The organism is Fusobacterium sp. DD2, from assembly GCF_018205345.1.
Classification (GTDB): Bacteria; Fusobacteriota; Fusobacteriia; order Fusobacteriales; family Fusobacteriaceae; genus Fusobacterium_A.
Genome location: NZ_JADRHM010000032.1, coordinates 1 through 23,468 on the forward strand (window position 1 = coordinate 1; position 23,468 = coordinate 23,468).

Consider the following 23,468-nt stretch of genomic DNA (forward strand, 5'->3'; position numbering starts at 1 on the left):
CCCTGACTTATAACAGGGTCTTTTTTAGAGAAATTTTTATAAATTAGGAATGCTATAAAGCATGTTGTTATATCAACTATTGGGAATGCAGACCACACACCTTTAAGTCCAAACCATTTACCTAAGATAAAGGCAAGTGGTAGAAGAAGAACTATCTGTCTTAACATTGTAATAGTAAGAGATGGTACTCCTTTTCCAATGGCTTGTAAAAATGATGAGAATATAAAGCAGATACTTCCAAAAGCATAGCTTATAGAGATAATTCTCATTGTATCCACACCCATTGTAAGCATTTCAGGTGTTGCGTTGAAAAATCCAAGAATCTCTTTAGGGAATATCCAGAATAAGATACTTCCTATTGCATTGATAACTATACAGATAATAAGTGAGTAGTTAAGTGTGTCACATACTCTTTTCTTATTTCTTGCACCATAGTTATATCCCATAATAGGCATAGCACCTTGTGTAACTCCTGTAGTTGGCATATAGATAAATGTTTGAAGTTTGAAATATATACCAAATAGTGATACTGCTAAAGTTGAAATTCCTGAAAGGATAAAGTTGATTCCCATTACTAAAAATGATCCTATAGACATTATAAAGAATGAAGGTATTCCTACGTTGTATATCTCTTTTACAATTCCAAGGTTCCATTTATAATCTTTTTTAGATATTGTAATCTCCTGTTTTCTAAAGAATAAAACATATACAGAACATGCAAGAGATGTCATTTGACCCATGATAGTTGCAACAGCAGCTCCTGCTACTCCCATTTCAGGGAAACCGAAGTATCCATAAATAAGAATAGGGTCAAAGATAATATTTGTAACAGCACCGATTATTTGTAGATACATAGGTGCTAAAGTGTTTCCAGTAGCCTGAAGAATCTTTTCAATAGCTATCTGCATAATAGTTCCAATACTTAGCATAGTTACAATATATGTATATTCATATCCCATTGATAGAATATTTGCATCGTTAGTAAATATTCTAAAGAAAGGTTTTATACATAAAAGTCCTAAAATAACAAGACCAAGATAGTGGATTACTGAAAGAGTAAGTCCGTGGGCTGCAGTACTATTTGCAGTATCTAAATCTTTTTCACCAAGTTTTCTAGCAATATATGAATTTACACCAACTCCAGATCCTACAGCTATTGCAAGTATAAGGTTTTGGATTGGAAAAGCAAGAGATACAGCAGTAAGTGCATCAGTTCCAAGCCTTGCAACAAATATAGAGTCAATAATATTATAAAGGGAGTTGATCATCATAGAGATTGTGGGAGGAACTGACATTCCTACAAGAAGAGGAAATATACTGTGAGTTCCCATTTTGTTTTCCTGGTTCATAACGCCTCCTAAAAATAAAAACGCCTTTTACTGTTTTAATATAGAAACTGAAAACAATAAAAAGCGTTATTTGATTTAATTTTATTACAACTAATATAACATAATTATTACTTTTTATCAATAAAATTATACAAGTTTTTAGACAAGTTTTAGTAGAAAAAATTTTTACTATATAAGTTTGTTGGAAATTTTGGTATAATATAACAAAAAGTATATTAACATAATGAAAGAGAGGGTAGCAATAGATGAAATATAAGAGTAAAGATATAGCAAAAGTATCAATTCAAATGGCAATGAGTACCAGAGAAGAGGAAAATGAATTAAAGGAAGCTTTTATAAAAGATGGAATTAAGACAGCAGCAGTTGATATTGGTGGAGACGTTGTAGCTTCCATTCCTAAAATATTGGAGAGAACTCTGGTAGCAGCAAAAAGAAATGGACTTATATCAGAATCTCATGTTTATGAAGGAGCAATAACAGGAGCGGCAAGAGAAGCAATTGATCAAATTTTAAATAAATCAGTAGGTTTTAACGTAGGTGGAAAAATAGGGATAGCCAGATGTCAGGAACATCTTTCAGTATGTATATTTGTAACTATTGGAATGTTCAGACTTGATGAGGTAGTAATAGGATTAGGTCACAGAGCAGTTCCAAATGATGATTAAAATATTATATTAGAACATAGTTAACTATTGTAAAATAACATTTGACAAAAGAAAAGAGTAAGAGTATCATTTAGATTGGAATAAAATTAATGTAAATTTAGGAGGAAAACACATGGCAGATTGTAGCACTTGTCCATCAGGAAGTACTTGTACAAAAGACAAAGAAACTTGTGGAATTGTAAATAATCCATTAAATCATATAAAGAATGTTATTGGAATAATGAGTGGTAAAGGTGGAGTTGGAAAATCAACTGTTACTACTATGCTTGCAAAAGATTTAGCAAGAAGAGGATTTAAAGTTGGAATATTAGATGCTGATATTACAGGACCAAGTATTCCTAGACTTATGGGACTTCAAGGTCAAATGGCTATGGGAGATGGAGAAAATATTATCCCTGTAGTATCAAAAGAAGGAATAAAAATAATGTCTCTAAACCTATTACTTCAAGATGAGAGCCAACCAGTAGTATGGAGAGGATCTCTTATCAGTGGAGCTGTTAAACAGTTCTGGGAAGAAGTATTATGGGGAGAACTAGACTATTTACTAATAGATATGCCTCCAGGAACAGGAGATGTTGCATTAACAGTAATGCAATCTACACCAATAAATGGTGTTGTAATGGTATCAGTTCCTCAAGACATGGTATCTATGATAGTTGCAAAAGCAGTAAATATGACTAAAAAATTAAATGTTCCAGTTATTGGAGTAGTTGAAAATATGAGTTATATTGAATGCCCAGGATGTAAAACAAAAATAAGCTTCCATGAAGAAAGTGGAGCTCATGACTTCTTAAGAGATATGGGACTTGAGTTATTAGGAGAACTTCCTATGACAAAAGGAATAGCAAAAATGACTAGAGGAGAAGATAATCTTGATAATGAAAAATTATTTGCTCCAATAGCTGCTAAAATCATAAGAGGTATTGAAGAGTTATAATAAGTAGCTGCTCAGCTAAATGGTTGAGCAGTTTTTTATAAATATTAAAATGTAAAATTTAAGCTGTATAAGGAGGATGGATTATGAAAGTATTAATATTAAATGGTAGCCCTAGAAATGGAAATACAAGAATGGCATTGAATACTTTAGCTGAAGGAATAAAAGAAAATCTTGAGTGTGAACTTGAGTTATTTAACGTTGCTGAGTATAAGGTCGCCCCATGCTCTGGTTGTGATTATTGTACAAACAATAGACCAAAATGTGTTATAAATGATGATGGTGAAGTATTTGCCCAGAAGATTGTTGATGCAGATGTAATCATATTTGGTTCTCCTGTATATTGGTGGGGAATTACTACCCAGCTTAAAGCAGTTTTAGATAGAATGTATATGCAGGGATTTGATAAGCTTAAAGGGGACAAAAAAATAGGAATAATAACTATTGGTGGAGCAGAGCTTGATGATGACGAGTACGATATAATAAGCAGACAGTTTAGATGTATAGCAGATTTTCTAGACTGGAAGGTTGTTATAAATGAAAGCATATCAGCTTATAAAAAAGATGATTTAGCTAACAATAAGGAAAAATTAGAGTATATAAAAAATCTATGGAAAGAACTTAAATAGATGACAATACTTTAAAATATTCAAATCTTTCAAATGCTGGGGACTAATATTAGTTTTCAGCATTTATTTATGCTATAATGATATGATTATTATTTTATGGAAGGTGTTTTATGAATAAAAAAATGGATTTGGAAAAAACTCCACTAGGAAGACTGTTTTGTTCATTTGCAATTCCCTCAACACTGAGTATGCTTGTAATGTCACTCTACACAATTGCTGACGGAGTATTCATAACAAGGGGAGTTGGAAGTGCAGGTATTGCAGCAGTTAATATTGGATATCCAATAATTAACTTTACAGTGGCTTTAAGTTTGATGTTTGGTATTGGAGGAGCGACTCTTATAGCTTTCAAAAAAGATGATGTTGAGCATCAGAATAAGTGTTTTTCCCACATAATTCTTTTAAATATAGTAGTTTATGCAATAGTTGCAACAGCTATATTTGTATTTACTAATCCTTTGATGATGGCTATGGGAGCAAATGAAGAGTTGCTTCCAATGATTAAAGGGTATATGTATCCATGTACTATTTCAACTTTTTTCTTAATGATGTCTATGTCTTTAAATGCAGTAGTAAGAAATGACAATGCACCAAGAAGAGCCATGGTTTCTATGTTTATTGGTGCTGGACTTAATATTGTACTTGACTATATTTTCATCTTTAAATTTAATTTTGGAATAGTAGGAGGAGCAGTAGCTACAGCTATAAGTCAGATAATATCAGCTCTGTATCTATGTGGACATTTTATAGGTTCAACTTTTAGATTTGAGATGTCATGGAAAAAATTGGATTTCAGACTTTTAAAAAGACTTTTAGCAATTGGATTTCCATCATTTGTACTTGAATTTGCAGTAGCAGTTATAACAGTTATATTTAATATTGCTTTTATGGAAGCTGCTGGAGTATTTGGTACAGCTGCTTATAGTATTATAGCTTACAGTTTTATGTTCTTTAGAATGCTCTTTACAGGTCTTTCTCAAGGAATTCAGCCTATTGTAAGTTATAACTATGGTATTAAAAATCTTCAAAGAGTTAGAGAAACCTTTGCATTTGCTCATAAAGTATGTTTTGGTACTTCAATAGGATCCCTTATATTTGTTTTTCTTTTCTCAGGGTGGGTAGCAAGAATATTTACTCATGAACCAGACCTTATTGTTGAGTGTACAAAAGGACTTATACTTTATTCAATTGCAATATCTTTTTTAGGATTCAACTTTGTTAATATTGCTTATCTTCAGGCAGTTGATAATCCAATGATTTCAAATATAATCTGTATGGCAAGAAGCTTTGTTTTTGTATATGTTGCTTTACTGTTTTTACCAAATCTTACAGAGATGTTATTTGATTCGAGAGTAGATGGTATCTGGGTATCACTTCCATTTGCTGATTTTATAACAGCGATACTCACTATTCCATTCCTGCATAGATTTACTATGAAATATATAGAAAAGGCTTAATAGAGACCTGTTATAGAGAATAAAAAAAGATAATTTTTAAATAAAAATGTAGTATTATTTAAATAAGTGTTGACAAAACAAACACAAGATACTATACTAAGTATATAGAAAAAAATATTTATCTTCAGGGCAGGGTGTAATTCCCGACCGGCGGTATAGTCCGCGAAAGCATTTGCTTTGATTTGGTGTGATTCCAAAACCGACAGTATAGTCTGGATGAAAGAAGAAGGATATCTTACATAAGAAGAATCTTATACTTTTTTTAATATGCCCAGGATAACTGGGCTTTTTGTTTGTCCTGAGAAATCAAGGAGGAAGAAAAATGAAAATATTACAAGGAAATTTTACAGGAAGAGATTTAAAAATAGGGATTGTTGCAGCGAGATTTAATGAGTTTATCACTTCAAAACTGGTATCTGGAGCAGAAGATGCGTTACTTAGACATGAAGTAAGTGGAGACAATATTGATCTTGCATGGGTTCCTGGAGCTTTTGAAATTCCACTTGTAGCTAAGAAAATGGCTGAATCAGGGAAATATGATGCAGTACTTGCATTAGGAGCAGTAATAAAAGGTTCTACACCTCATTTTGACTATGTTTGTGCAGAAGTATCAAAAGGTGTTGCAAATGTAAGTTTAAATAGTAATGTACCAGTTATATTTGGGGTACTTACAACAAACAGTATTGAAGAAGCAGTTGAAAGAGCTGGAACTAAAGCTGGAAATAAAGGATTTGATGCTGGAGTTACAGCAATAGAAATGGTTAACTTACTTAAGGTGATGTAATCATGGATAGTAAGTACATGGCAAGGGCATTAGAACTTGCTGCCCTGGGAGAAGGAGCAGTTAATCCAAATCCCATGGTAGGAGCTGTGGTAGTAAAAGATGGAAAAATAGTAGGAGAGGGATATCACCATAAATTTGGAGGTCCTCATGCTGAGGTTTTTGCTCTGGAAGCAGCTAGAGGGAACACTGAGGGAGCAGATATCTATGTTACCTTGGAGCCTTGTTCACATTATGGAAAAACTCCACCATGTGCTAAAAAAATAATAGATATGGGAATAAAAAGATGTATAATAGCTACTTTGGATCCAAATCCACTTGTATCTGGAAGAGGAGTTCGTATGCTTCAGGATGCTGGAATACAGGTAATTACAGGGATGATGGAAAAAGAGGCACTTGCTTTAAATAGAGTGTTTATGAAATACATAAGTGAAAAAAAATCATATCTATTTTTAAAATGTGGAATTACACTTGATGGAAAGATTGCTTCTAGAAAAGGTAATTCAAAATGGATTACAAATGAGATTGCAAGAGAAAAAGTTCAAAAACTTAGAAATAAATATATGGGAATAATGGTTGGAATAAATACCCTCCTAAAGGATAATCCAAGTCTTACAGCTAGAGTTGAAAATGGAAGAGATCCATATAGAATAGTTGTTGATCCAGGACTTGATACACCACTTGATTATAAATTTTCAAACTTTGGAGATGAAAAAAGTGTTATAATAACATCATCTGACAACAGGTCAAGTGAGAAAGTAAATCTTTTAGAAAAAAAGGGAATTAAGTTTATCTATATTGATGGAAAAGAGTTTAAAATAGAGGATATATTAAAGGAAACTGCAAAACTTGGAATAGATGGAATCATTCTTGAAGGAGGAAGTTATCTTATTTCAAAAGCATTTGGAGAAAATCAGATAGATGGAGGAGAGATATTTATAGCTCCCAAAATCTTAGGAGATAGCAGTGCAGTACCTTTTATCCAAGGTTTTAGCTTTGACAATATAGGAGATGGATTCCAGCTTGAAAATGTAAAAATCAATCAGTATGGAAATAATGTTTCCATGGAATTTTACAGATAGGAAGGGAGTGTGAGTTCTATTTTTACAGGATTAATTGAAGAGATGGGAGAAATTATATCAGTAGAGAATGGTAACAGATCTCTTAAAGTAAAAGTGAGATGTAAAAAAGTTCTTGAAAATGCAAAACTTGGAGATAGTATTGCAACAAATGGAACCTGTCTTACAGCAACAGAACTTGGAAATGATTACTTTACAGCTGACTGTATGTATGAAACTGTAAAGAGAACTAATCTTAAAAGATTGAAAAAAGGGGATAAAGTAAATCTTGAAAAATCGATAACCCTGTCAACTCCTTTAGGTGGTCACTTAGTAACTGGTGACGTGGATTGTGAAGGTAAAATTGTAGCTATAACTCAAGAGGGAATAGCAAAAATATATGAGATTGAAATTGAACACAGGTATATGAAATATATAGTTGAAAAGGGAAGAGTTACTTTAGATGGTGCAAGCCTGACTGTAATGAAACTTACTGATAGAACATTTGGAGTATCATTAATACCTCATACTCAGGAGATGATAACTCTTGGAAAGAAAAAAGTAGGAGACTATATAAATGTAGAAACTGACCTGGTTGGAAAATATATTGAGAGGCTTATGAATTTTAAAGAGGAGCCAGAGGAAAAATCAGGAGGACTTACAATGGAGTTCTTACTGAAAAATGGATTTTAGAAGGAGTGAACTAAATGTTAGATAGAATAGAAGATGCTTTGGAAGATTTGAAGGCTGGAAAAGTAATAATAGTTGTAGATGATGAAAATCGTGAAAATGAAGGGGATTTTATCTGTGCAGCTGAGCATGCAACTTTAGAAAATATAAACCTTATGGCATGTCATGCTAAAGGACTTATCTGTATGCCAATGAGCAGAGAATTTGCTAAAAAATTAAATCTGCCACCTATGTGTTATGAAAATACTGATAATCACGCTACTGCTTTTACTGTATCTATTGACCATGTGGATACAACTACTGGAATATCAGCATATGAACGTTCAATAACAGCATTAAAAGCTGTAGAAGATGGAGCAAAACCAGAAGATTTTAGAAGACCTGGACATATGTTCCCATTAGTTGCAAGAGAGGGTGGAGTATTAGTAAGAGATGGACATACTGAAGCAACTGTAGACCTTATGAGACTTGCAGGATTAAAAGAGATGGGACTTTGCTGTGAAATCATGAAAGATGATGGAATGATGGCAAGATTTGATGACCTTAAAGCTGTTGCAGAAAAGTTCAAAGTAAGAATGATATCAATAGAAGATTTACAAAAATATATAAAAAGTCATGATGAATTAATGAAGATAGAGGCACATGCAAAATTACCAACAGGATCAGGAGAATTTGAAATAGTAGCATTTGATAATAAACTTGATGGAAAAGAACATATTGCCCTTGTAAAGGGAGATGTAAGAGGTAAGGAAAATGTCCTTGTAAGAATTCACTCTGAATGTTTTACAGGAGACATTCTTGGATCATTAAAATGTGACTGTGGATCTCAATTGAAAAGAGCTATGAGAAGAGTATCTGATGAAGGAGAAGGTGTAGTACTATATCTGAGACAGGAAGGAAGAGGTATAGGGCTTATAAATAAGATAAAAGCTTATGACCTTCAAGATCACGGTGCAGATACAGTAGAAGCAAATATAGCTTTAGGATTTGAGCCAGATCAAAGAGACTATGCTCCAGCAGTACAGATGCTAAAAGCTTTAGGAGTAAAATCAGTTAGAGTTATGACAAATAACCCTGCTAAAATAGAAGCTTTAGAAGACTATGGAGTACATGTAACTGGAAGAGAACCTCTAGAAACAGGAATCAATGAGACAAATCTTGCTTACATGAAAACTAAAAAGGTTAAAATGAGACATCTTCTCACACAAATTTAAATATACCCGAAAAGGGGCTGTTGCAAAATTTGCAATAGCCTCTTTTATATTACTCTTTATATATTTAAGAATAGAATTTGAAAAAGGGATAAAAAACTGTTAGAATGTAATTGTAGATAAAATCAATAGTGATTGTAAAAATTCAGGAGGGATACTATGAAAAAAATATTATTAACTCTTGTTATGTGCGTTCTTGTAGGATGTACCAATGCACCTAAAAAAGATAGCCAGGAGATTCAAAATTATATCAAAGATATAGATGCTAAAATTGAGGCAGAATTTCATAAAGACCCAAGAGTAAAATATCCAAAACCACTAACAGCTGAAGAATTGAGAACTCAATCTCTTAATTTTAAAAATTATGTAGAAGTTGTTGATGAAAATGGATTTAAGAATGTTTATAATGGTTATGATCAGCATCTTCAGGAAAGTATTAAGCTAGGAACAAATGGAAAACCTTATGGTGTTTATAGAAAATACTACCCTAATGGAACTATTAAAGAGATAGCATTTTTAGATGAAGGGGCAGTATTTAGTGGAACAAAAAGAGTGTACTATGAAAATGGTCAGCTTGAAAAACTTATCCCTTATTATAAGAACTCTGTAGAGGGAGATAGAATTTTCTACTATCCAAATGGAAATCTTAAAGAGGTATATACCTATGTAAATGGTAAGGAAAATGGAGAGGGAAGAATATATTATGAGAATGGACAGCTTCAAATAGTTGAAACATATAAGAATGGTAAAAAGGATGGTCCATATAAAATATATGATCCAACTGGAAGACTTAGACAAAAAGGTGTAAACAAAGATGGAAAAGCTATTCCAGAGGAAGAGTTCTAAAAAATAAAGGTGATTGCAGAAAAATGGCAGTTCCTTTTTAGAAATTGTTCATAGTTAGCAAAAAATCTTAGAAAAAACAGGGCACAATTTTTGTTGTGCCCTGTTTTATTATAATATTTTATTTGAAAAATATATAAAAAACTGTTAAAATTATATGATAGGTTAATTTTATAACCTAGTAAAAAAGTTTTTAGTTTTTAGGAGGATAAATAGTGAAAAAAGCATCAATCATAACATATGGTTGTCAAATGAACGTAAATGAAAGTGCAAAGATTAGAAAAATCTTTGAAAATTTAGGATATGAAATGACTGAAAATATAGAAGAATCAGATTTGATATTTTTAAATACATGTACAGTAAGAGAAGGGGCAGCTACTCAAATATATGGGAAATTAGGAGAGCTTAAGCATATAAAAGCAGCAAGAGGAACAATAATTGGTGTAACTGGATGCTTTGCTCAAGAGCAGGGAAAAATGCTTTTAAGAAAATTCCCTCAGATAGATATTATTATGGGAAACCAGAATATAGGAAAAATTCCACAAGCATTGGATAGAATAGAAAATAAAGAGGCAAAACATGTGGTATACACAGATTGTGAAGATGATCTACCACCAAGACTGGATGCTGATTTTGAATCAGAAAAAACAGCTTCAATCTCTATAACTTATGGATGTAACAACTTCTGTACTTACTGTATAGTTCCTTATGTAAGAGGACGTGAAAGATCAGTTCCTATGGAAGAGATAATCCACGACGTAAAACAATATGTTGCAAAAGGATATAAAGAGATAATTCTTCTTGGGCAGAATGTCAACTCTTATGGTAAAGATTTTAAAAATGGAGATAACTTTGCAAAACTGTTAGAAGAGATATGTAAAGTGGAAGGAGATTATATTGTAAGATTCATATCTCCACATCCTAGAGACTTTACAGATGAAGTAATAGATGTTATAGCAAAAAATGAAAAAATAGCAAGATCGCTTCACCTGCCATTACAATCTGGATCTACAAGAATCTTAAAAGCTATGAACAGAGGATATTCAAAAGAGCAATATATAGCACTAGCTGAAAAGATAAAAGAGAGAATACCAGGTGTGGCACTTACAGCTGATATTATAGTTGGATTCCCTGGAGAAACAGAAGAAGATTTCCAGGATACTTTAGATGTAGTAAGAAGAATTCAATTTGAAAATTGCTTTATGTTTATGTATTCTATAAGAAAGGGAACTAAAGCTGCTGTAATGGAAAATCAGATAGATGATAATGTCAAAAAAGATAGACTTCAAAGACTTATTGAACTTCAAAACAGCTGTGCTTTAGCTGAAAGCAAGACTTATCTTGGTAAAATAGTTAGAGTACTTGTTGAAGGAGAAAGTAAGAAAAATAAAGAGGTACTTAGTGGAAGAACAAGTACTAACAAAGTAGTATTATTCAAAGGAGACAAGGCGTTAGAGGGAACATTTGTAAATGTAAAAATTAACGAATGTAAAACTTGGACACTATATGGTGAAATTGTAGAATAAAAAAATAGGACAGGTTTGAGGTGGATATGGACAAACTAGATAGATTTCTTTTACGAGAACTTTTAGAAATAGCGAAACATTTAGGGATACATCATAAGGGAAATATAAAAAAGAATGAGTTAAAAGAACTTATACAACAGGATATAGATGCTCGGGAAGCGACTGATATTGCCTGGGGTACTATTGATATACTTCAAGACGGGTATGGTTTTTTAAGAGATACAAGTGTTGAAAAAGATATATATGTTTCAGCAACACAGATAAGAAGATTTAAAATGAGAACAGGAGATGTTGTAGTTGGCGAAGTAAGAGAACCAACTGGAGACGAGAAAAACTATGCTCTAAAGAGAGTTCTACTTATCAATGATAAGCCGTTAGAGGCAGCAGAATCGAGAGTTCCATTTGAAGAATTGATTCCATCTTATCCAACAGAGAGATTTATTTTAGAAACTGATAAAGATAATATATCAGGTAGAATTATAGATTTAGTAGCACCAATTGGTAAAGGGCAGCGTGCTCTTATAATAGCACCGCCTAAAGCTGGTAAAACAGTCCTTATAAGCAATTTTGCCAATTCCATAATGCAAACGTGTAAAGATGCAGAAGTTTGGATTTTACTTATTGATGAAAGACCTGAAGAGGTAACAGATATAAGAGAAACTGTAACTGGAGCAAAGGTTTTTGCTTCGACTTTTGATGATGATCCAAGAAATCATATAAAAGTAACAGAAAATATTTTGGAACAGGCTAAAAGAAAAGTTGAAGATGGAGAGCATGTAGTGATACTTATGGACTCTCTTACAAGACTTGCAAGAGCCTATAATATAGTTATTCCATCAAGTGGAAAACTGTTATCAGGTGGTATAGACCCAACAGCTCTATACTATCCTAAAAACTTTTTTGGTACAGCAAGAAATATAAAAGGGGGTGGAAGCCTTACTATTATTGCCACTGTTCTTGTGGATACAGGGAGTAAAATGGATGATATAATTTACGAAGAGTTTAAATCAACAGGTAACTGTGATATCCACTTGGATAGAACATTGGCTGAATTGAGACTTTTCCCTGCTATAGATATTCAGCGTTCTGGTACTAGAAAAGAGGAACTATTACTAACAAAACACGAACTTGATTCTATATGGCAAATAAGAAGATACCTATCTAAATTTGATAAGGCTGAGGCATTGAGACTCTTAGTCGAAAATTTAAAAAGCACTTCAAGTAACAAAAGCATGCTGGATCAATTTCACAAAGGAGTAAAGAATGAAAAATAAACTTTTATTACTTGTAGTTCTAGCTATAGCTTTTTATTTGGGAGTGATGGTAGGGAGCCCATATAAGGAAGAGGTAGTGGATCTTTCAAAGTTTACTGAATATTATGAAGACAGTGCTGTTGAAACTGGAGGTTGGGAGCTTCAAAATGACAACTTCTACACTATTACTAAAGATTATGTTTTAGAGAAAAATGAAGTTGCAGAGCCTAAAGAAGAACCAGTTCCAGAAAGAAAAGTTTATGTAGTAGAATCAGGAGACACACTTTTAAAAATTGCAGGAATATATGGAATAGATTTAAATGTTATATTAGCAAATAACCCTGGGATTTCAAGTAAAAATCTGAAAATAGGGCAGAAGATAAATGTTGTAACTCAAAATGGAATCTTCTATAAGGTTCAAAAGGGAGATTCACTGAATAAGATTGCTGAACTTTTTAAGGTTCAGGTAGAGGATATTAAAGATGTAAATAAGATGGATTCTGATACTGTTCATGTTGGTACAGAGCTTTTCATTAAAAATCCAAGTCTTGCAAAATACCTTGCTAAGGTTTCACCTGGAAGAGGAAATGCAAAACAGAGTAATCTTGGATTTATTATGCCAATTAAGTATACAGGAATATCAAGTCCATTTGGAAATAGATTCCATCCAGTGTTAAAAAGATATATTTTTCACTCAGGAGTGGATTTACAAGCTCGTTTCATCCCTTTATATGCCGCAAAAGCAGGTAGAGTAAGTTTTGCTGGTACAATGAATGGTTATGGAAAGATAATCATTATTCAGCATGGAGGAGGCTACGAGACAAGATATGCCCATCTTGATAAAATAGGAGTTAAAAGGGGCGATTATGTTAAAAGAGGGGAACTTATAGGAAAAACAGGTCAAAGTGGTAGAGTAACTGGACCACATCTTCACTTTGAAGTGAGAATAAATGGAAAACCTGTAAATCCAATGAGATATGTTCCTAGAAAATAGGAGAGATAATAATGAGAGTGAGCAGATGTGTAAAAGTTGGAAATCTGTTGATAGGTGGAGGAAATCCAGTAGTAATTCAATCTATGACCAATACAGATACAAGTGATGTAGAGGCTACTGTTGAGCAGATAAAAAGACTTGAAAAAGCAGGATGCCAGATGGTAAGAATGACAATAAACACCGTTGAGGCAGCAGCTGCTATAAAAGAGATAAAAAAACAGGTGAATCTACCTCTATGTGCAGATATTCACTTTGATTATAAACTTGCTCTTTTAGCAATAGAAAATGGTATAGATAAACTTAGAATAAATCCTGGAAATATTGGTTCTGACGACAAGGTTAAAGCTGTTGTTGAAAAAGCCAAAGAAAAACATATTCCAATAAGAATAGGGGTAAATTCAGGATCAATAGAAAAGCACATATTGGAAAAATATGGTAAACCTACTGCTGATGGTATGGTGGAAAGTGCTATGTATCATGTAAATCTTCTTGAAAAAAATGGTTTTCATGACATAGTTATCTCACTTAAGGCAAGTAATGTTAAGATGATGGTTGAAGCATATAGAAAAATAAGTACAATGGTTGATTATCCATTGCATCTTGGTGTAACTGAAGCAGGTACTGCTTTTCAGGGAACTGTAAAGTCAGCAATAGGAATAGGAAGTTTACTTGTAGACGGAATAGGTGATACAATAAGGGTGTCACTTACAGAGGATCCTGTTGAAGAGATAAAAGTAGCAAGAGAAATTCTTAAAGTTTTAGGACTTGTTGAGAGTGGAGTAGAGATTATTTCATGCCCAACTTGTGGAAGAACTGAGATTGCTCTTATAAACCTTGCAAAAAGAGTAGAAAAAGAGTTTGAAAATGAGAAAAGAAATATTAAGATAGCAGTTATGGGATGCGTAGTAAATGGACCTGGAGAAGCCAAGGAAGCTGATTATGGTGTAGCTGGTGGAAAAGGTGTAGGAGTCTTGTTTAAAAAAGGTAAAATAGTAAAAAAGGTATCTGAAAAAGATATCCTTCCAGAGCTTAAAAAGCTTATACTTGAGGATGTGGATTAGCTAAAATATTTATGGTGGAAAAGCAGGACGAAGAAAAGCTTAAAAAAATTTTTTAAACTTTTTTCAGAAAATAGTCGTCTAAAGGATATAAAAAAATTGTGAGGGTAAATAATGGACTTTGATGAGATTTTTGAAGAGTATTTTGATAGGATATACTACAAGGTTTTAGGAGCAGTAAAAAATCCTGAAGATGCTGAAGACATATCTCAGGAAGTTTTTATTAGTGTCTATAAAAATCTGGGTAAATTCAGATCAGAGAGTAATATATATACCTGGATATACAAAATTGCAATTAATAAAATCTACGACTTTTTCAGGAAACGTAAGATAGAACTTGATATAAATGAGGAGATACTTGGAATAGACAGTTCTACAAGTGCTGAGACCAATGTTATGTTGGAAGAAAAGTTGAAGCTGATAACACCTAGAGAACGGGAAATTGTGGTTTTGAAAGATATTTATGGTTATAAACTCAAAGAGATAGCAGATATGAAAGGTATGAATATTTCCACAGTAAAATCTGTATATTATAAAGCAATAAAGGATATGGGAGGCAGTTAGTATGACATCACCAAAAGAGAGAGTAAGAGGTAATATCTATAAACAGCTATTAGCTGAAGAAAAGAGTAAAGGGAAAAAGAGAACTTGGTTCTCACTATCTTTATTCGTATTGGGAATGTTTACAAGTTCTACTTACCAAATGATAACAAGAGATAATCCTCTTGAAAGAGCAACTAATTATGCAGTAGCTACTGCAATTTCACAGTCAGATAAGAAAAAAAGTGATTTGTCAATTGATCATTTCTTTGATAATAACTTGTTTGATGATAAAAAAGTAGAATTGAATACTGATGAGTTATTTGGATTAGATAGACAGATCTAGTGGAGGACATCAATGAGAAAACTTTTGTATAGTATAGCAATGTTGGCATGCTCTTCTTTGCTGTTTGCATCAGAGGGGCTTGGAATAATATCAGACGAGGAGTTCCTACAGGTAGGAGTTTCTTCTGAAAATATTGAAAAAGCCAAGGTAATGGTGGATAAGGTAAGTGTCAATTATAAGATGCTTCTTTTAGAGAAAAAACAGTTGGAGCTTGAGGTAAATAAGTATGTACTTGAAGGTCCAGAGGCAAATCTTGACAAGATTGATGCTATATTTGATAAGATTGGTACAATTGAGACAAACATCTTAAAAAATAGAATCAGAAGTCAGATAGAGATGCAGAAATATATTACTCAGGAACAATACCTTAAGGCTAGAGAGTTGGCAATAAAAAGATTAAATTCTGGAAGATAGAGTAATTAGATAATTTATATAAAAAATCCCATTTAATGTTGGGATTTTTTTATTTTTTGTTATTTTTTTCTGGTGTTTTTGGATATTGTCGTTCTTTATTTGAAAATATTTTTCATTATTTTTATAAATGAAAAATATTTTATAAAACTTTAATACAATTAAATTTTTTTAATATTTTTTATTCCTATATAGGAAGAATACAGAAGTACAGCCATTTTTAAAAATGCCTTAATGATTGAATAGAATTTAATAAAAGACTTTTGTTCTAAAAAAATATGATTTATTTTTGAATGTAATGTACTATTATAATATATTTATTCTTTATAAAACTAGATAAACGTGGTATAATATAATAACATGTAAAATAATCGTACTTACCTGTTTAATAAAAAAATTTCATACTTCACTGGCTCTACTTACAAAAATTAAGCAGGTAGATGGATTGCAGGGAGGGGAAATATGAAGAGTAAGTATGCTTGGGAAAGTGAAGGCTTATTGAAACGGTTTGCTAAAAAATCCAAAGAAATAAGCTATTCTACGGCACTTCTAGTTAGTTTTCTTATAACTGGTTACATAGGCTATGGTGCAGAACCAGTAGAGCCCATTCCTACTAGAATAGAGTTATCTGAAAAACTTACAAATGAAAAGAAGGATATTGATAGAAAATTACGTGATACTAAAAAAGAGTTGAGCGGAATTGAGTTACAGATTGAGCAGTTACTTAGAAGGGGTAAATTTTGGGTAAAATCTTTAGAACCATCTTACCAGTTCTTTTTCAATGGAATATGGGAAAATACAACTAAGAATAAGGATAAAACCATTAAAAACTTTAGTTATCCAGAGTATACTTTGCATGGAGAATACAATGAGTATTTGGATAGACTAGCTGTTTCCGGACATGACAAGGATATTGTGCATAGTGGAAGATATCTGGGAACTTTAGGAATTATGAAAAAGCATCTTTCTTTTACAGACTTTATAGATTTTGGAGCAAATATTCAGCAGTAACTCATCAGATATCAAAGTAAATACAGACCTTAAACTATCTGAAGGAAGCCGTGGAATGACAGCAGCTGAAGGTAAAAAGATTATATATGATGGACAGATGGAACTTGGAGAAGGAGCAACAGGTATATCTGGAGTGAAAAACCCAGTTGAATTAGCTGCCAATGCAAATCTGAAACTTCAGGGTAAAAATTCAATAGGTATCTACTCTGAGGGAAATGCAAAAACAGATATGCACGGTACTATCACTCTAAATAAAGATAAGACTATAGGAATATATGCAAAGGACAATACAAGTATCGAACTTGATGATGGTTCAAAGGTTGAATTTGGAAATGATGGAACTGAAAGTATAGCAATATACCTTGCTGGTTCTAAGCTGACTGCAACAACAAATGATCCGGATAATCCAACAACTCTTAAATTTGAAGAGAATCCTGACAGTAAAAATATCTTTATACATATGCAGGGTATAAATGGTGCAGATGGCCCTCAGGGAAGTTCACTTGCACTTAATAGAGTACTTGAAGTTACACCTACTGGCACACCAACCGGTTCTCAAAGAACAATAGGTGTGTATATGGATACAGAAATGGCAAACAACGGTGGATTTGTTGGAAACACTCTTTCAGGACGTGCTAAAGCTACTAATAAGGGTATAGCAGTTTACAGTAAAAACCATGCTGACAGTGATGATGTATATAACACTTATGAAAAAGTGTCTATTACTGCAGAGGGTGAAGATACAGCAGGTATCTTCCTGGATGGTAATATTCTGGTTAAAGGAGGCTCACTTCTTAATGTTAAGGATAAAGCTGTGGGAATCTATGGTAACCAGGGTGTTATATCTATAGATGGTACAAATAAGATAACTGTTGATAATAATGGTACAGGAATCTATATGAGTAACGGTTCTCATCTGGATGGTGGAAAACTGGTTCTTGAAAATAAGTCGCCAACAGAGAAAGCAGTTGGACTATACTACAACAAAGGTACAGGAACAGAGAAGATTAACCACAATACTGAGCTAAGTATTCCAAAAGGAAATCTGATGCTTGGAATGTATGTAGATGGTGGTATCAAGGTCAATAACATGAGCAAGGTGGATATAGCTGATGGAGTTGGAAACACTGTTGCATACATAGTTGGTGGATCAGAATTTACAAATAAGAGTGATGACATAACTATCAGTGGAACTAATATGAAGAATGCTATCGGTATCTATGTAGGTCATGGTAAGGGTACAAATGTCGGAACTATAAAGATTACAGATAAAATAGGAAGTGCAACAGACAAGTCACTTTCAGTTGCAATGGCAGCTGTAAATGACGGAAGTGGTGATTCTGCTGTAATAAATAGTGGAAATATAGAAGTCGGTGGAGAAACTATAGGAATCTACGTAGATAACAACTCTTCCGGAGAAAACAGTGGTAAGATAGTTGCTAAAAATGAAGCTGGAACTAGCAGTAAACCAGTTGCAGTTTATGTAAATGGTCAGAATGCTGAGTTTAAAAATACAGGAGAGATTAATTCAGATAATATAGTTATAGCACTTGAAGATACAGAAAAAGATATAGAGTTTGGAAAGATGAAGATAACTGGTACACGGGGTGTGGGAGTTTATGCAAAAAATTCTAAGGTAAATAGTGATGTTATGCCTGAAGTGGATACAAATGCTCACAAAACAATAGCTCTATATGCTGCTGGTAATACAGAAATAAATGGAACTGTAAGTTCAGCAGAGGGAACAGGAAATATTGGTGCATATCTAAATGATGCAAATGTTACTTTTGGTAACGATGCGAAGATAATTGCTAAAAATGGTACAGGTACAGATTATGGAATAGGAATATTTGCAGCTAATGGATATTTTGGAGATCTTAAAGTTGATGTTGAACAACAAGGTGCAGAAACTATGGGAATGTTCATTGAAAGTGGTACACCTGGTAATGAAACTAAGGTTAAATACACAGGAACATTTGATATAGGAGAAGGAATCGGAGTATTCGTACCTGAACACACTGAGTTTATAGGGGATACAGCTACAGTTAAGATAGATGGTGGAGCTGGAGTCTTTGTAAGTGGTGGTAAGATGAGCATGGGTACTGAAGGAATGATAAACTTTGAGTTTGGTTCAAAAGGTGGAAGTGCTATCTACCAGGATGGTGGAGAGGTAACAGTTGGTGAAAATATAGGAGTTAAAGGATACGGAACATTCCTTACTCTGAAAGATGCTGATGCAGATGTTCATTCAGTGATACCGGTTATGGCACAGGGAACAGGTATTAATGCTATGTATGAGGTAAAACCTGGAGTTACTCCTGCAGATCATACGATAAAACTGAGTCCTACAGGTGGAATAAGACTTCTGGGAGATAATGCAACAGGAATATCTGTAGCTGTTAAGGGACTGGAAGGCAACAATAAAAAAGTTACAATTATAAATGATGGTAAGATAGAAACAGAATCAGGAAAGAGAACTGTTGGTATCCTTGCTAAAGGTGCTTCTGTAACAAACAGTGGGGAACTGAATATTGGTTCAGAAGGTATCGGAATATTTGCCACAACTGATGCAACAGATACAGGAATCAAAGTGGTAAATAAGGATATAAAACTTTCAGGTGAAGATGCAATAGGAATACTGGTGGATAAGGCGAAGACAAATGAGGTTGTTGAAGCTGGTAAGATAGAAGCTAGTGGAGATGAACATATCGGTATCTATGTAAAAGATACACATGGTTTAGGTAAGATTACAGTTCAAAACTATGTATTTGAATCTGACAGTAACGGAACAGGAGCTATATTTGATAATGCTGAAGCTAAACTTACAGCTTCTTCAGGAGATAGAAACAGTATAAAAATTGGAGATACTGTTGGAAAATCACGTGGTATAGCTATAGCTGGAATCAACGGAACTGGTGAAGTGGATAGTACAGATGTTGAGATTGGCAAAAACTCTATAGGTATCTATTCTGGTAAGAGCAACATAAAATTTGATGGTGGAGAGATAAAATCAACTACTGGAGAATCAGTACTTGTTTATTCTGACGAAGGAGAGATCACACTTTCAAATGTAACTAACGGACTTACTGTAGGAACTGGTGGAATAGCTGTTGCAGCTAGTGAAGGTAAGGTAGTTACAGGTTCACCAATGAGTATTAAGGTTGATGGAGAAAATGGAATAGGGGTCTTTGTTGAGGGAGACGCAACTAATCCAGGTGAAGTTTCATCTAACTTTAAGATAGATGTTGATGGTGGAATAGGTATATATGCTAAAGGAAATGTAATTTCTTATGGTACTTTAAACTCTCTTAAGGGAGATAACTCTAAGGGATATATCTTTGAAGACCTGGCAAATGCAGCAAATATCTCTCATGTTGTAAAACTTGGAGAAAATGGAGAAACAGGACAGATAGGAGTATATGCTAAGGGTACAGGTACAGGAGTTACAATAAATGGCATAGATATTGAAGGGGAAGGAAATATCGGAGTATATAATACAGCAAATCAGAGCATAACTGAAAATGGAGATATTATTTTAGCTGATAACTCAGGTAATAACGCTTCAGTAGGTATCTATTCAGAGGTAGCAGATACAACAGATCAAAGAACTGTAACTGTAACAGGTAAGATAGATGTTGGAGTTAACAATGCCGGGGTTTATGCTAAAAACTCAGGAGTTAAGCAGAACTCTGGAGCAGATATAAATGTAAAATCTAATGGTGTTGGAGTCTTGGCTGAAAATACAGCTGATTACCATGGTAAGGGAAATGTGGAAATCGGCGGAAATCTTATAGTTGGAGATGACAATGCTGTAGGTGTACAGGGAATAAATGCTGATATTAAAATTTCTGGAGATCTTTCAGTTGGAAATGGCTCATCTAAGGGTATATATGCAACTGAAAAAGGAGATATTGAAATCGTTAGAAATATGAGTGTTGGCAATAACTCTACAGGAATCTTTAAGGATGGAGAAGGAACAGTTACTACTCAATCTGGTACTATAACTGTTGGAGATAACTCACAGGGTATATTAACAAAGAACTCTCAAGTGGTAAATAACAGTGATATAGTTATAGGTAAGGGTTCTACTGGTATTGCTGCAACTAAGAATATTACATCAGTTGGAGATATAACAGTTGGAGATACAGGAATAGGTCTTCTTGTAAAAGGAGATGGAACAACAAAGATTACAACTGATGGAGCTCACAATATAGGAGATAATGTTGCTATAGGAATATATGCAGACAATACAGAGGTAGAGGTTAAATCTGGAAGTACAATGACAATAGGAGATAAAGACAGTGTGGGTATATTCTCACTTGGCAAAGGAAAAGTTGTCATAGGTGGCACAACTGGAGATATAGCAGTAGGTAAAGATTCAATAGGAATCTATAAATCTGGAACTGGAAAGATAGCTGTAAACAATTCTCACATGGATATAGATGATAAAGGTTATGGAATCTATTTTGTTGGACAGAGTGGAGAAAACTCAATAGAAAATACAAATCTTAATATGACTCTTGGTACAGAATCAGTGGGAATCTATGCTAAAAATGCCAAAGTTACACATAATGGTGATATTAAAGTAGGTACTACAACTATTGGCCGAGATGGATATAATGATCCAAAAGCAAATAGAAACTCGATAGGTATTTTCGGAGAAAATTCAACAATCGAATATAAAGGTAATATGACTGTAGATAAGGAACTTTCAGTGGGAATCTATGGAGCTGCAGAAATTGGAAAACAATCATCAATCACACTGAAAAAAGGCTCTAATCTGATAGTAAGAAATGGTGCTATCGGTATTATGGGTGGACAAGGAATGAAGGAAATCGTTGTTGAAAAAGGTGCACTTATAGATGTAGCTGGAAAAACTAGTGGTGGAGAAAAGTCTTCAATTGGTATAGCAGCTTACAGCGGTGTTATTAAAAACTATGGTGTCATCAAATTACGTGATGGTGGTATAGCATTTAACATTGGTGGAAGTGGACGCCTGGGACATGAAGGTGAAATAGACAATCCATATGGAGAAGTTATTGAGAAGCGTGAAGAAAATCCAAGTACTGGAGATATTGGTGGAGTTGAAATTAATGCAGATGGTAAGGTTACAATAAATGATAAAGTAATTAATGGTGGAATAATAGATGTAAAAGGACACCTTGCAATGGAAGGTATGGCACTGGATATTGGAAACAAAAAGCCTATAGTTAAAGCGGATAGCATAACTGGTGTGGCTAAAGTATTACCAAACTTCTCTAAAGGTAACTCAGTACAGAAATATACAGTGGCAGACGTATTTAGAACTTCACCAGAAGGTATGGGAGCATTCAGTGGAGATGTAACATCAGCATCAGTATCTTGGATTGCAAAAGTATCTAAGGAACTTGGTTCAACTGCAACAAGAGATATTACAGTGGCAAGAATCCCATATCCAGAACTTATAGTTGGAGAAAAATATGAGAATCTGGCTTATGGACTTGAAGAACTGAGAATGGATATACCATCAACAGAGTCATCACCACAATTTAAATCTATGGATAACATACATACTCATGAACAGTTTGCAGAAGCAGTTGCAGACATAAGAGGGGACATCTATTCAAATGTTCAGGAACGTATGCAGACTGTAGAAAATAACTTTGAAAGATCTTATAGAGAACTTCTGGATTCATTTAATGTAACTAGAAATGTACATAAGTTCAGCTTAATCAATACAAATGGTAGACATAAGGATAATACTTTAGGAGTATCAGGATATAAGTATGACTCAGTTGGAGTGTTGTACTTAAGAGATAATGAAAGATACTCTTATGGTGGAAAATTCGGTTGGTCAGCAGGACTTATGGGAACAAGATTCAAGTTTACTGATGAAACCAATGAAGGCTCTAAGGAAAAGGTAGTTTCTGGAAAACTTGGACTTCATTATCAACGTGCACTGGTTGAAAGAGATGAAAATGCACGTCTGAAGTATTTAGGAAGAGCAGAACTTACTTTAAATAGACATAGAGCAAAAAGATATAGCCGTATAGGACAGGATAGCTATAAAGCCAGAGCAACTTACTATTCAGCAGATATCTCACTTAGAAACAGAATTCTATACGATTATGATATGAATACTCAGTGGACAGTAAGACCTTATCTTGGTTTAGATCTATCTTATGGACGTTTCTCAAATATAAAAGAGAGAGATAATGAGTTTGATCTTAAGGTTAAGCACAATGATTACTATCTTGTAACTCCAAATGCAGGGGTAGAAACTAAATATAGAATACCTGTAGCAGAGGATAAAGAGGTAGTAGTGAAAGCAGATGTGCAGGTTGATTATGATGCTCATAAACTGTATACAGATGCAAACAAAGCTAAACTTAAACGAACATCAACAGGCTACTATAAGCTTTCAGAACCAGAAAGAGATAGAGTCAGAACTGGAGTAGGTGCTGAGATTGGTATAGAAAAACCAGATAATTATGGCGTTGCACTGCGAGTTGAATATAATGATGCTAACAAATCACATATGACTTATGGTGTACGTTTTAATTATAAATTCTAATTAACATCTTAATATAGATTTACGATGGTAATTTAGAAGAATTCCCAACCCAAAGTAAAGGCAGACAGCCGTCAATATAATTGGCGGCTGTTTGTCCTTTTTTGTATATTAGGAAATTATAATTTGAATAACAAGATAGAAAGTAGCTGAGAAATAGAA

19 protein-coding genes and 1 riboswitch are annotated in these 23,468 nt (G+C 33.7%); of the genes, 18 read left to right on the forward strand and 1 reads right to left on the reverse strand.

Annotation, left to right across the window (positions count from 1 at the left end):
* Positions 1-1,349: MATE family efflux transporter (locus tag IX290_RS06370; protein ID WP_211492376.1), on the reverse strand; the 1,349-nt coding region annotated here is incomplete at its 3' end.
* 245 nt (positions 1,350-1,594) lie between these two features.
* Between IX290_RS06370 and IX290_RS06375 the strand changes: the two genes are divergently transcribed.
* The 18 genes from IX290_RS06375 (at position 1,595) to IX290_RS06460 (ending at position 23,309) form a co-directional block, all read left to right on the forward strand.
* Positions 1,595-2,014, forward strand: coding sequence for a HutP family protein (locus tag IX290_RS06375; RefSeq protein WP_211492377.1), 420 nt, complete (start codon positions 1,595-1,597; stop codon positions 2,012-2,014).
* A 112-nt stretch (positions 2,015-2,126) separates the two neighbouring features.
* Complete coding sequence (locus IX290_RS06380) at positions 2,127-2,951, forward strand: Mrp/NBP35 family ATP-binding protein (RefSeq protein ID WP_211492378.1); 825 nt, start codon at positions 2,127-2,129, stop codon at positions 2,949-2,951.
* A gap of 83 nt (positions 2,952-3,034) precedes the next feature.
* Positions 3,035-3,577, forward strand: a complete 543-nt coding sequence (locus IX290_RS06385) for a flavodoxin family protein (protein ID WP_211492379.1) — start codon at positions 3,035-3,037, stop codon at positions 3,575-3,577.
* A 110-nt stretch (positions 3,578-3,687) separates the two neighbouring features.
* Entirely contained in the window at positions 3,688-5,034 is a 1,347-nt protein-coding gene (locus tag IX290_RS06390; protein ID WP_211492380.1) for an MATE family efflux transporter, read from the forward strand.
* Between the two features lie 116 nt (positions 5,035-5,150).
* Positions 5,151-5,266, forward strand: a riboswitch (FMN riboswitch).
* A gap of 90 nt (positions 5,267-5,356) precedes the next feature.
* The gene (gene ribE, locus IX290_RS06395; protein WP_211492381.1) at positions 5,357-5,818 is read left to right on the forward strand and encodes a 6,7-dimethyl-8-ribityllumazine synthase; all 462 of its coding nucleotides are present in this window, start codon (positions 5,357-5,359) and stop codon (positions 5,816-5,818) included.
* A 2-nt stretch (positions 5,819-5,820) separates the two neighbouring features.
* Positions 5,821-6,897, forward strand: coding sequence for a bifunctional diaminohydroxyphosphoribosylaminopyrimidine deaminase/5-amino-6-(5-phosphoribosylamino)uracil reductase RibD (gene ribD / locus IX290_RS06400; RefSeq protein ID WP_249168875.1), 1,077 nt, complete (start codon positions 5,821-5,823; stop codon positions 6,895-6,897).
* Between the two features lie 18 nt (positions 6,898-6,915).
* Entirely contained in the window at positions 6,916-7,566 is a 651-nt protein-coding gene (locus tag IX290_RS06405) for a riboflavin synthase (RefSeq protein ID WP_211492394.1), read from the forward strand.
* Positions 7,567-7,580: 14 nt separating this feature from the next.
* A complete protein-coding gene (ribA, locus tag IX290_RS06410; RefSeq protein WP_211492382.1) occupies positions 7,581-8,777 on the forward strand; it encodes a GTP cyclohydrolase II in 1,197 nt (398 codons plus the stop codon).
* A gap of 156 nt (positions 8,778-8,933) precedes the next feature.
* Entirely contained in the window at positions 8,934-9,620 is a 687-nt protein-coding gene (locus tag IX290_RS06415) for a toxin-antitoxin system YwqK family antitoxin (protein WP_211492383.1), read from the forward strand.
* 212 nt (positions 9,621-9,832) lie between these two features.
* Positions 9,833-11,143 (forward strand): tRNA (N6-isopentenyl adenosine(37)-C2)-methylthiotransferase MiaB, encoded by a 1,311-nt coding sequence (gene miaB / locus IX290_RS06420; protein ID WP_211492384.1) that lies wholly within the window; start codon positions 9,833-9,835, stop codon positions 11,141-11,143.
* A 26-nt stretch (positions 11,144-11,169) separates the two neighbouring features.
* A complete protein-coding gene (gene rho / locus IX290_RS06425) occupies positions 11,170-12,417 on the forward strand; it encodes a transcription termination factor Rho (protein WP_211492385.1) in 1,248 nt (415 codons plus the stop codon).
* Positions 12,407-13,390, forward strand: a complete 984-nt coding sequence (locus IX290_RS06430) for a M23 family metallopeptidase (protein WP_211492386.1) — start codon at positions 12,407-12,409, stop codon at positions 13,388-13,390. Before rho ends, IX290_RS06430 begins: the two co-directional genes overlap by 11 nt.
* Positions 13,391-13,398: 8 nt before the next feature.
* Positions 13,399-14,451: a flavodoxin-dependent (E)-4-hydroxy-3-methylbut-2-enyl-diphosphate synthase gene (gene ispG / locus IX290_RS06435; protein WP_349290747.1), complete on the forward strand. Its 1,053-nt coding sequence runs from the start codon at positions 13,399-13,401 to the stop codon at positions 14,449-14,451.
* Between the two features lie 111 nt (positions 14,452-14,562).
* A complete protein-coding gene (locus IX290_RS06440) occupies positions 14,563-15,012 on the forward strand; it encodes an RNA polymerase sigma factor (protein WP_211492388.1) in 450 nt (149 codons plus the stop codon).
* A 1-nt stretch (position 15,013) separates the two neighbouring features.
* Complete coding sequence (locus IX290_RS06445; protein WP_211492389.1) at positions 15,014-15,334, forward strand: hypothetical protein; 321 nt, start codon at positions 15,014-15,016, stop codon at positions 15,332-15,334.
* Between the two features lie 12 nt (positions 15,335-15,346).
* A complete protein-coding gene (locus IX290_RS06450) occupies positions 15,347-15,748 on the forward strand; it encodes a hypothetical protein (protein WP_211492390.1) in 402 nt (133 codons plus the stop codon).
* A gap of 459 nt (positions 15,749-16,207) precedes the next feature.
* A complete protein-coding gene (locus tag IX290_RS06455; RefSeq protein WP_211492391.1) occupies positions 16,208-16,756 on the forward strand; it encodes an autotransporter-associated N-terminal domain-containing protein in 549 nt (182 codons plus the stop codon).
* Positions 16,734-23,309, forward strand: coding sequence for an autotransporter outer membrane beta-barrel domain-containing protein (locus tag IX290_RS06460; protein WP_211492392.1), 6,576 nt, complete (start codon positions 16,734-16,736; stop codon positions 23,307-23,309). Before IX290_RS06455 ends, IX290_RS06460 begins: the two co-directional genes overlap by 23 nt.
* The last annotated feature ends 159 nt before the right edge of the window (positions 23,310-23,468 follow it).